This is a genomic window from Pedobacter nyackensis (assembly GCF_900176505.1).
GTDB classification, from domain to species: domain Bacteria; phylum Bacteroidota; class Bacteroidia; order Sphingobacteriales; family Sphingobacteriaceae; genus Pedobacter; species Pedobacter nyackensis.
In genome coordinates, this window is the sequence record NZ_FWYB01000017.1 from 64,430 (window position 1) to 76,544 (window position 12,115).

7 protein-coding genes are annotated in these 12,115 nt (G+C 40.2%); all 7 read left to right on the forward strand.

Features of this window, described 5'->3' with window-relative positions; all coding sequences use genetic code 11:
- The 7 genes from B9A18_RS21820 to B9A18_RS21850 all read left to right on the forward strand — a co-directional run bounded on the left by B9A18_RS21820 (position 1) and on the right by B9A18_RS21850 (position 12,105).
- Entirely contained in the window at positions 1-1,161 is a 1,161-nt protein-coding gene (locus tag B9A18_RS21820) for an acyl-CoA thioester hydrolase/BAAT C-terminal domain-containing protein (RefSeq protein ID WP_144009581.1), read from the forward strand.
- Between the two features lie 60 nt (positions 1,162-1,221).
- Entirely contained in the window at positions 1,222-4,368 is a 3,147-nt protein-coding gene (locus tag B9A18_RS21825) for a SusC/RagA family TonB-linked outer membrane protein (RefSeq protein ID WP_235005406.1), read from the forward strand.
- 29 nt (positions 4,369-4,397) lie between these two features.
- The gene (locus B9A18_RS21830; RefSeq protein ID WP_084291678.1) at positions 4,398-6,233 is read left to right on the forward strand and encodes a RagB/SusD family nutrient uptake outer membrane protein; all 1,836 of its coding nucleotides are present in this window, start codon (positions 4,398-4,400) and stop codon (positions 6,231-6,233) included.
- Between the two features lie 19 nt (positions 6,234-6,252).
- Positions 6,253-7,185: a DUF5017 domain-containing protein gene (locus B9A18_RS21835; RefSeq protein ID WP_084291679.1), complete on the forward strand. Its 933-nt coding sequence runs from the start codon at positions 6,253-6,255 to the stop codon at positions 7,183-7,185.
- Between the two features lie 103 nt (positions 7,186-7,288).
- The gene (locus tag B9A18_RS21840) at positions 7,289-8,410 is read left to right on the forward strand and encodes a right-handed parallel beta-helix repeat-containing protein (protein WP_084291680.1); all 1,122 of its coding nucleotides are present in this window, start codon (positions 7,289-7,291) and stop codon (positions 8,408-8,410) included.
- 7 nt (positions 8,411-8,417) lie between these two features.
- The gene (locus tag B9A18_RS21845; RefSeq protein WP_084291681.1) at positions 8,418-10,799 is read left to right on the forward strand and encodes a hypothetical protein; all 2,382 of its coding nucleotides are present in this window, start codon (positions 8,418-8,420) and stop codon (positions 10,797-10,799) included.
- A gap of 112 nt (positions 10,800-10,911) precedes the next feature.
- The gene (locus tag B9A18_RS21850; protein WP_235005407.1) at positions 10,912-12,105 is read left to right on the forward strand and encodes an Nramp family divalent metal transporter; all 1,194 of its coding nucleotides are present in this window, start codon (positions 10,912-10,914) and stop codon (positions 12,103-12,105) included.
- The last annotated feature ends 10 nt before the right edge of the window (positions 12,106-12,115 follow it).

Genomic DNA, 12,115 nt, shown 5'->3' on the forward strand with positions numbered 1-12,115 from the left:
ATGAGATTAAAATGTGTTATGCACATCATGATGTGCTTTCTGCTTATTTCAAACATTGTGTCGGGCCAATCCGAATCGAATCCACGTAAGGCTATCTGGACAAAAATTTCTCCTTATTTTGCTCCTCCGGCAGAACACAAGGATAAATATGGTGACTTCAAATCGCCTTTAAAATTTTATAGTGGTAAAGAGGTAAAGTCGAAGGCCGATTGGGCTAAAAGAAGGAAAGAGATTGCTGATCGATGGAATGGAATGATGGGGACTTGGCCTCCTTTTCTTAAAGATCAAAAAATGGAATTCCTTGATACCATTAGGAAGGACGGCTTCACACAATATAGGGTCAGGTTTAAATGGACACCCAATGAAGTAACTGAAGGTTATCTTTCCGTGCCTGATGGAAAGGGTAAGATGCCTGCTGTCATTACAGTCTTTTATGAGCCGGAAACAGCCATAACCAAGGGGAAATTGGAGCGTGACTTTGCATATCAGCTTACCAACCGTGGATTCATTACTTTATCCATCGGGACTAAGCAGGCTTCTTTGGATAAAACTTTTTCTATTTATTATCCTAATATAGAGCAAACAAGAATTCAACCTTTGTCTGCACTTGGCTATGCCGCCGCAAATGCCTGGTATGTGCTTTCTGCAGTGCCAGAGGTAGATGCTTCAAGAATAGGTATCATGGGACATTCGTTTGGTGGTAAATGGGCTATGTTTGCTTCCTGCTTATTTGATAAGTTTGCTTGTGCTGTATGGTCTGATCCCGGCATAGTATTTAATGAATCGCGCGAATCGGTTAATTACTGGGAGCCCTGGTACCTGGGGTATCAGCCTAAACCCTGGCGCAAAAGAGGGTTGATCACTCAAGATAACCCAGTGAAGGGGCTTTATCCTAAATTAGTCGCTGAGGGATACAACCTGCACGAATTACATGCGTTGATGGCACCAAGACCATTCCTGGTATCAGGTGGATCGGAGGATCCTAAAGCGCAATGGATCCCGCTTAATCATACCATAAAAGTAAACAACTTACTTGGGGCTAAAAACCGGGTAGCGATGACCAATCGCGAATTACACTCCCCTAATCCCGAATCAAATGAAGTTGCATTTCTGTTTTTTGAGTACTTTTTAAAATATAATGGAACTGCAGCATTAAAGTAAAATCAAACCTTATGAATTTACAAATCGACCAAATAAACCAGTAACCAAACCAAATGAACTATGGACAGAAAAACTACTAAACTCGTAAAACTCTGTGTTTTTGTTTCGTTTCTCATGATGGTTTTTGTCACGCCGCTGACCGCTCAGCAGCTGAAGAATGTTGTAGGAACAGTGACAGATGCAAATACAGGGGAGACCATACCTGCGGTTAGTATTAAGCTAAAGCGAACAAATGCGGTAATCACTACCGATGCGAATGGTAAATACGGAATCCGGGCGAATGATAAAGATTATCTTATATTCTCTTACGTAGGATATGAAACACGGACCTTGATGGTAGGGGCTAAAACAACGCTCAATGTAGCTTTGAAAAGCGTTCCCAACGCCCTAAATGAAGTGGTTGTAATCGGGTATGGCGCTGTAAAGAAAAGTGATCTGACAGGCTCAGTAGGGATTGTAAATATGGATGATCTGATCAAGGCTCCGGTAGCATCCTTTGCCGAAGCGCTTGCCGGCAGAATTGCAGGCGTACAGGTTTCTTCTTCCGATGGGCAACCCGGTGTGGGAATGGACATTGTAATTAGAGGAGCGAATTCCTTAACGCAGAGTAATTCTCCTTTGTATGTTATTGATGGTTTTCCCGTTGAAGAACCTGACAATGCAGCATTGAATCCAGATGATATTTTGTCAATTAATATTCTTAAAGATGCCTCTGCAACGGCTATTTATGGTTCCAGGGGAGCCAATGGGGTAATTATTATAGAGACAAAAAAAGGTAAAATTGGTAAACCTGTGGTTGCCTTGAGTAATTCCTTTGGATTTCAACAACCTCAGAAAACAATAAAAATGATGAATGCTTATGAATTTGTAAAGTTGCAAACGGAAATAAGCGCCACGAATGCTGCTGCATCGTATTTTCAGAATGGAAGGAACCTTGAGTTTTACCGAACTGCAGAAAGTATAGATTGGCAGGATAAAGTGCTTCGTCAGGCTCCTATGCAAATTCATAATATTTCATTAAGGGGGGGCACTTCACAAACGCGTTACTCTATATCCGGATCTATTTTTGACCAGGAAGGTATTATTCTAAATACAGGATCTAACCGGTATCAGGGGCGGGTTACGATTGATCAGACTATTAGTAAAAAGATTAAAGTAGGAGTAACTGCAAATTACAGTAAGATTATGAGAAATGGGCAATTGGTTGCCGCAGGAGGGAATGCAAATTTTACCGCCTTTATGATGTATAGAACCTGGGCTTACAGGCCAACTACAGGTACCAATGTTAATTTGATAGATTATGACGATGACCCGGATAATACTAATGTTTCAGACCTTAGAATAAATCCTGTAGTTTCAAGTTTAAATGATTACACACGCACTGGAACTACTGATTTTACGGCCAATGCTTACCTTCAGTATGATATTCTAAAAGAATTATCCTTAAAAATTACCGGGACCACAAATAGCAAGAAATCTAAGTTAGATCGATTCTTTAATTCTAAAACTCCACAGGGAAGCCCATTAAACCGTTTTAATAGTTTGGGGGTAAATGGTTCTGTAAGAAACCTGGAAAATGAGATTTGGTCGAATGAGAATATCCTTACCTATAATAAGACATTTAATAAAGATCATAAATTAACAGTGATGGGTGGTTTCTCTATACAAAGCTCCTCTAGTAATTCGTATGGTTATTCTGCGCAGGGGCTCCCTAATGAAGAGCTTGGAATGCCAGGTTTAGATGAAGGTAAGCCCTTCGGTGGTGTTGCCAATGCAAGTGATAACGCCCTGATGTCTTTATATGGAAGGATAGAATATAATTATAAATCAAAATATTTACTTACAGCCACCTATCGGGCAGATGGGTCATCTAAGTTTTACATGGCAAATCGATGGGGATATTTTCCGTCCGCAGCTTTTGCCTGGAACATGCAAAAGGAGTATTTTATGAAATCCTGGACAAAGATTTCAAACGCTAAGTTGAGGATTAGTTACGGGGTTACAGGAAACAACAGGATTGGGGATTTTGATTATTTCTCAAACCTAGCCCTACCGATGGGTAATTCTTATTCCTTTAATAACGGAACACCAACACAGAGTATTGTACTTAGTAAACTTGGTAATCCCAAATTAAAATGGGAAAGTACAGAGCAAGCTAATATTGGATATGATCTGGGCTTATTTAACAATAGACTAGAATTTACGGTTGATGTATACAGAAAAACGACCAGAGATTTATTGCTAAATGCTGATATGCCAGCTGCAAGTGGTTATGCAAAGGCATTTAAGAATATTGGTAGCATTAGAAACGATGGCATGGAGTATAGTTTAAATACTATAAACATCAGTAGCAAAACTTTTAATTGGTCAACAGGTTTCAATATCTCCTTCAATAAAAATAAAGTACTGGCATTGGCAAGGAATCAGGAACGTATGTTCTCTACGGTAAGAGTGGGACAGGATAGTCCACAGTTATATGTTTCTGAAATAGGTAAACCGGCAGGCTTGTTTTATGGGCGGATATTTGATGGGGTTTACCAATATGAAGATTTTGAGAATCCTTCACCAGGTGTTTATGTATTAAAGAAAAATGTACCAGGTAATGGGCAGACTGTTCCTATACAGCCCGGACATATTAAATACAGGGATATTAATGGTGATGGTGTGGTTGACGATAACGATATGACCGTTATTGGTAGTGGGCAACCGCTTCATACCGGTGGTTTTTTAAACAATCTGAGTTATAAAGGAATTAGTCTCAGTGTCTTTTTACAATGGTCGTACGGGAATCAGATTTACAATGCCAATAGGATGATGCTCGATGGGAATTACCTTGGCTTGGCTAATACCAATCAGTATGCTAGTTATGTGAATAGGTGGTCGCCGGAAAACCCAACCAATGAAAATTATAAACCAGGTGGACATGGACCTGCTGGAGCGCAATCTACCAGAGTCCTTGAAGATGGCTCATATATCCGTCTAAAAACAGTGTCATTGGGGTATTCAATTCCTTCCAGATACATTAAGAAAATGTATATGAGCAGTTTGAGTTTGGTTGTCTCCGCTCAGAATTTATATACGTTCACCAATTATTCGGGAATGGATCCTGAGGTCTCCGTGTTAAATTCAGTACTTACTCCAGGTTTTGATTACTCGGCTTATCCACAAGCAAGGACCTTGAATTTTGCCCTTAAAGCCTCATTTTAATCATTGTTTTACTTGAAATATTTAGCAATATGAAATTGAAATATAGTTGTCTGCTTATCCTATGCTTGTTAGTTTCGCTTTCTTGCAAAAAGTTGGATACCAAACCACAGGACTTTCTTCCTCCAGAAGCTTATTACAACACTGAGGAAAAGTTAAATGCTTCTCTAACCGGTGTATATGATGCCTTGGGTTCTACCGGACTTTATGGAAGCCGTATGTGTTATTTACTCGGTTTGGAAGCCGATGAAGGCTATTATGCACGGTCGACTACTCCAATAGGACCTCATGAATATAATTTTACGGCAAGCCATGCAAATATCAACATGTATTGGACTACGCTTTATACAGGTATTACCCGGGCGAATGCATTGTTAGCTAATGTCGACAATAACCCAGAGATTAAAGCCGGGATCAGATCTCAAATTCGTGGTGAGGCTTTATTCTTAAGGGGTTACTATTATTTTATGTTGGTGCAAAGTTTTGGTGGAGTTCCTCTTGTGTTAAAACCTACATTGGATGTTGATGATGTTGACATCCCACGTGCAACCGATAAAGAGGTTTATGATCAGATTCTGAAAGATATGAAGGAGGCGGAGGGATTGGTCGCAAAAATCAACTTATTAGGCTATAGCGGACGTGTAAGCAAATCAGCTGTAAGAGGAATTTTAGCTCGTGTTTGTTTATTTATGGCTGGTTATCCACTAAAAGATATATCCAAGTATGCTGAGGCGAGAGAATGGGCAAAAAAGGTGATTGATGATACAGAAGCTGCGCACGATTTGAATCCAAGCTATTCAAGCATATTTATAAAGTATGCCAGAGACGAATACGACATTAAAGAAAGTATATGGGAGGTTGAATTCTGGGGGAATAATGGAGAGTCGTATACAGAGGCGGGAGGTGTTGGTTATCTGAATGGACCGGCTTCAGCAAATACGGATACGGGCGAGGGCTTTGGCGGTGTAAGAGCTACGGCAAGTTTATACCAGCTGTATAAGGCAGGTGATTTGAGACGAGACTGGTCTATAGCCGGCTTTACCTATAATGCTACCGGAGCTACCGGTGCAAAAACAGCCATAACAACTGTTAGTGTAGCTACTTTATACAATAGGACTTCTGGAAAATATAGGAGGGAATATGAGCTTGTTTTACCAAAGTCAAGAAGTGTTACCCCAATAAACTTTCCACTATTACGCTATTCTGATGTATTGCTGATGTTTGCAGAAGCCGACAATGAGATTAATGCTACACCAAGTACGGAAGCGGTAGATGCGGTAAATAAGGTGCGTCAGCGGGCATGGTCTACAGGTATCAAGGCTATAACAGTTACCAATGGTGGTGCTAATTATACTTCAGCGCCAACTGTAACCATTTCAGTTCCGGCCGCAGGTGGTGTAAGGGCAATGGCGACAGCTGTGATTTCCACTTCGACAAAGAAAGTTACTTCAATACCTTTAGTTTTTGACGGAGTTACAGGCACGCAAATGGGTAGTAATTATACATCGGCCACCATAACCATTTCTGGCGGCGGTGGTACGGGCGCTACAGCCACAGCTACAGTTCATAAGCTTACAGATGCTAATGTTCCTGCAGCAGATATGGCATCACAGGAAGATTTCCGCCAGTTTATTCAGGATGAGCGTGCGAGGGAACTTTGCTTTGAGACTTTACGCAAAGGCGATCTGATCCGATGGGGCATTTTTGTCTTTACCATGAACAAGATCGGTGATCAGGTAACACAACAGGTGCCAACGGCTTACTGGGCTCAGCGCTATCACAATGTAAAAGAAAAGCATCTGCTATGGCCAATACCTACTTCAGAGTTGGCTGTAAATAATGCACTGAAACAAAATCCATACTGGTAATCAAATTAAAAGGAATCAAATGAAGCTCAAATATTATAGTATACTGCTTGCATTAATCGCGTTAGGTTCGTGTAGTAAAGAAATTGAAATAGATAAAGGTATTGAAGACTTTAAAGTTAAAACAACTTCACTTACCTATAAAGTAAATGATGACGTGAATTTTGAATTTGAGGGTAATGCTAATCTTGTTACTTTTTTTTCAGGAGAAACGTTTAATCAGTATGATTTTAAGGAGGGGCGGATTGTAGAAACCAATGGGCTCGATCTGGGATTTACCAGTGCAAATCCCGTACTAACCGGTGGCCAAAGTAATCAACTTTCGGTAATGGCTTCAACAGATTTTAATGGTGATTATAACAGTTTTTCCAGTGTGCAGCAGGCTACCTGGACAGACATTTCCAGCAGATTTGTATATGGAACCAGTGCTACTTTTGTCGCCTCCGGGACTAAATCAATAGCCGATCTGATTGCTGCCGGAAAACCATTATATATTGCTTACAAGTACATTACGAGGCCACAATTGATCTCTGGCCCTGCGCGTTCCTGGCTGGTGCAAGGTTTTTCCATTACGAGTAATACTAGTGTAGGAACACTCACTTTAACTGATATGAATAATGCAGGTTTCAGAATTGTTGACCAGAATGCTGAAACGGCTCCGGCTAAATCAAGTGTATCTATATCAAGGGTTACGCTAAATGGAAATGAGTTTACGCTGGAGAATGATCCACAAACAGAGAATTGGGCTATCAGTAAGCCCATTTATACAGGTTTAATTGACAATGGGCCAGATCGTCCAGTATCAATTAAAGGAACCGCGGATGCACCGTTAAAAAAGTATACCTATAACTACAGCAAGAAAGGTGTTTATCAGGTGTATTTCATTGCCACAAATGTAAATGTATATCAGAAGGAAGACGTGGTTAGGAAGCTGGAAATTACAATTACAGATTAACACAAAATGAGGGCAAGATCATGCACATCATTTCCTGAAAAATGGTGTTGTCAATCAAAAATAATAATGTTATAAAAATATAATTATGCTAAGCACGATACAAATGAAGACTATAATACTTTTTCTGGCATTAACCATAGGTTTTTTTAATGCCGGAGCCACGATTGTAAGATATGCCGGGCCGACATCATCCGGTGATGGTACTGGTAGGTCGGCATCGCATGCTGCAGATTTCCTGGATTCGAAATTCTGGTCAGACGTTCAAAATACACTAAAAAAAGAACCGGTAATGGTAAAGTTTCTTGCAGGAGATTACCTGCGCGCTTACACAGAAAAACCATTCACCCTCGATAAAATGGGGAATGCTAAAAACCTTTTGTTGCTTGAAGGGGATGCGAAAAATACTTTATTTACAGTGCCCATTGGCCATCCCAAACAATCTGTCCTGATAGATGTAAAGAACTCACAAAATATCCTGATCAAAAATTTTAAATTCACGGGGAGCGGAAGTTTGGGCTACGCTCTTCGCATTACCTCAACCAAAGAGGGGAGTACAAAAAATATCAATGTCGAAGATTGTACCTGGACAGACATGCGCGGTATAATATTCGGCACGACTGGCGTTCATCAAAAAGGAACAAGTAACATCACTTATAAGAACTGCACTTTCAAGAGAGTTGGGGTCGATAGTCATTCCCATTTTATGTACCATTCCTATCATTCTTCAAACATCAATGTTATTAATTGTTATTTTGAAGACTGTACCGGCGACTATGTGCGCTTTAGGGCTAATTGCGATTTTGGAATTGTAAAAGGATCTACCTTTGTCAGAAATAAGGATTTCCCTGTTTATCCATTTATCTCTGTTCCCCTGTTTAATAATGTTGATCCCGGAGATGAAACCTTTGCAACCAATTACGTTTTTACCGGAAATAGTTTCAAAAACACTAAAAATGCTATTGCCTTTCATCATTACGGTTTTGATCCTGCCGGCTATCATTACTTGCTAACAGATGCTGAAGGAAAAAATTTAACAGCAGGAACTGATGAACAAAAGAAGGATATCCTGATCAATAATTTTAAGATTAATTTAGCGCAAATTACCATCGATAATAACAAGTATGTGGATGTTACCTCACGAGTAGTTGTTGGTAGCTTTCCAAATTATGGCGCAGTAACAAAAGGTTGGAAAGGCTGGGCCGATATCAGTTCACTCATTAAATAAGGACCATATGGAAAATACTTTCGGTGAAGATAAACCGGTAAGCAGACGAAAATTATTAACAGTATTTGGAATAGCAGGTATCTCTGCTGCTGCTTCCGGAACTGTGATGGCTTCAGCAAAAAACGAGCAAACCGGAAGGAAGGAGCGGTATGAATCTTATAGTGATGTCAATGAAATGATTCAGGACAGTTCCCTTAAAGAAGGAAGTATTGCACAAACCTATGGCTATTACGAAACAGGAGATGGTGGTAATGCAAATTATCGAATAGAAAAACCAGATAGTAAAAACACGGATGCTGGTCCAAAACTGAATAATGGTCTGGTTGCTGTATTAATCAATACGCAAAGCATCAATTATAAAATGTTTGGCGCCGTTGGTGATGGGAAAAATGACGATAGCATTCAAATTAAGGCAGCTCATGTTTATGCCAATCGAATAAATGTACCAGTGCATAACTATCATGGAGAATATTGGCTTAAAAAAGCTAATAATATTGAGATTCTTACCGATGTTGATTGGGGAAATACGATCTTTCATATTGATGAAACGACCAATTCTGCCGGTATTGCAAGATTTAAAATTATACCAGATTCGGCACCTAAGCCAATAACACTTAATGAGGTTGAAAAAAGCGGCTTTTTAAAGCAACTTAAGCCGGGAGTTAAGTTGATGCCTGAACTGGCAGCCTATAAAAACTGTTTGGTGATTGTTGCTGATAAAAATGACCAGATTGGTTTCCGTTCGGGAGCAAAGTTTGATGGGCAATCATGGGCCCGTGAGGAGCTTTTTTATGTAGAAGAGCATGGAAGTATTATAGGTGATATAGCCTGGCCATTTAAAGGGTATACGAGTCTGATGGCTTACCCGGTTGATACTAATTATTTAACTGTTAACGGGGGGACATTCTATTTGTCAGGCGATAGTCCGGGTACCAAATACGTGAGAAATGGATTTAGCATTACCCGTAGCCGAACCATCATTCAAAATCAATGGGTGGGTTTAGAGCCGGGAAAAACGGATCTTTCGATGAGCCCGCGTAATGGCTTTTATTCCTTCACCAGCGTATATGATGTAAAACTCGAAAACGTCCGGCTTATTTCATATGAACAAGATAGGGAAGGGACCGCTAAGGATGTTTCTGCGGGTACTTATGGGATAGGGGCTGCAAGGGTCTTGAATGCCTTATTTCGTAATGTAACTGCCGAAGGTGGGCCCATTCACTGGGGTGTGTTTGGCACCAATCTGAATAAAAACTTTAAAATAGAAAACTGCAGACTGAACCGAGTTGATGTTCATTTTCATTGCTGGAACCTTTCTATTAAAGATTCTAACATTGGTTATCGTGGGATTTCGGTAACAGGAGGTGGAGATTTGATCATAGAAAATACTTCTTGCTACAGCAGGAGTTTTATAAATTTCAGAAGAGATTTTGGGGCTAAATGGGATGGCAATATTCGCTTGCGTAATTGTCGCTTTATTCCAGCCACTACAGCTGAAACAGCATTCCTGGATTTTAATCCTATGGATTTCGAGTACAAGTATCCATTAGGCTTTGGGCGTTCTATCATTGTTGAAAACCTGGTTGTTGATTTTTCTGCAGTTTCTACTTCGGAAAGTGCTTGCTGGCTGATGAAGATTGCGGCATTTTCAAAAACCAAAGGTGGGCACAGGTTATTCTTCCCTAGCTATATTGAATTTCGTAACGTGATGGTGCAGGGGAGAGATAAAGGGCTAAGATTGATTGAAATCAGTAATCCACAGCACTACCAGTTGGCTAAATCCGGTGGCTACGATGGGGCATATCTCAGGACCAATTCAAGTATCGTTTTTGATCAGGTACAATTGGAAAATCTGGAAGCTGTTGACGCTGCTAAGGTAGCGCCAGTTCACCTGAGTATTGCCCAATTAAAGGATGATAAATATGAAGACCAGTTTGCACTTTATCCGGAAATAAGGCTTATTGGTTGTCATAATGTGGTAGCAAGACTGGGCAATAATGTGGTAAATGCGCATTTCCAAAGCTGCAGTTTATCAAGTGTAACAGGTAATGAGCAAGGTCTAATGCCTGGTGGGTTTAGCTTTGCAGATTGTACTTTCCGACCTGCCGTTAAAGCTGATAAAACGACTTTCTTTGCTTTAGCATCTTCACTTGGAACAAACTTCACCAATTGTACAATCCATCCACCAAAAATAAATGGCATAAGTAAACCAGAACTTACCGATCGCTATGGCTTTATTCAGCTTAATAAGGCCGTACGTTATAATCATTTAAACACCCAGCTCGGAAACGAGATCATCAGCTACTATAAAACAAAAGGTCTGGTGTTTAAGACACAGTTTATTAGCATGCTCAAGTGCCATCATCAACTTGAAGCCGAAAACTTATAAGTAATTAAGCATAAATGAACTTTACTGATCCGTAATATTTGGATTATAATTTTGTAATCAATATATTCGGGTACGTTAACATAACCAAATAAACCACATAATGATCGCTAAAATGAAAAATTGGTTCCTATCATTGGGACCGGGAATTATCACTGCTGCCCTGGTGTTTGGCCCCAGTAAAATGACCATTACCTCCAAGCTGGGGGCCGATTATGGCTATAGCCTATTATGGATTGTGGTTGCTGCCATTTTCTTTATGACCATCTTCACCATCATGGGTGCAAGGATTGGAGTGGCTACCAGTCAATCTTTACTTACTACTATCCGTCATAAATGGGGCAATACTGCAGCTATTGCTGTAGGATTGGGTATTTTTTTTGTAACCACCTCTTTTCAGGCCGGGAATTCTATAGGGGTAGGTATTGCTGTTGGAGAGGCCACTGGTACTTCACATATTTTATGGATTGTTGTATTCAACCTGGTGGGGATTAGTTTGCTTTTCTTTAGGGCCTTTTATAAGGTGTTGGAAAGGTTGATGATATTTTTGGTGGCATTAATGCTTTTCGCATTTGTGACCACCTTGTTTTTTGCAAAGCCCAGTGTGGAGGGGATTGCTGGAGGATTGGTCACTTCCGTTCCTAAAGGCTCTATAGGATTGGTTATTGCTTTTTTTGCTTCCTGTTTTTCTATTGTAGGTGCATTTTATCAATCCTATCTGGTTCAGGAGCGCATCAAATTGAATCCTGAGATTAAAGAGAAGAAGTCGCACAGCATTACAGGAATAGTTATTCTGGGTATTATGAGTGCTATAGTCATGATTTGCGCTGCCGCAGTTTTAAATACAAAAGGAATTAAGGTAAACAATGCATCTGACATGGCCAGAGCTTTAGAACCCCTGTTTGGGAGTGCTGCCTCTACTTTTTTCCTTATTGGCCTGTTTGGCGCTTCCTTTTCTTCCCTGGTAGGAAATGCTACAGTGGGTGGTGCCTTGCTGGGGGATGCCTTTGGAAAAGGCAGTCAGCTGAATTCAAAAGTGGTTAAAGTCTTTATTGCATTGGTAATGATATTTGGTGCAGCCATCGCTGTAAAGTTTGGTAAACTTCCCCTCGAACTGATCGTTTTTGCACAAAGTGTGACGATATTTCTGGTTCCCTTTATCGGCATCGCGATGTATGCGATATCAAATGATCCTAAAATTATGGGTAAGCATGTAAACTCTTTATCCGTTAAAATCTTTGGTGCAATAGGCCTCCTGATATTGGTATTCCTTGCGCTGAGCAATATTAATGAACTGTTTTTCAAATAATAAATCTAAC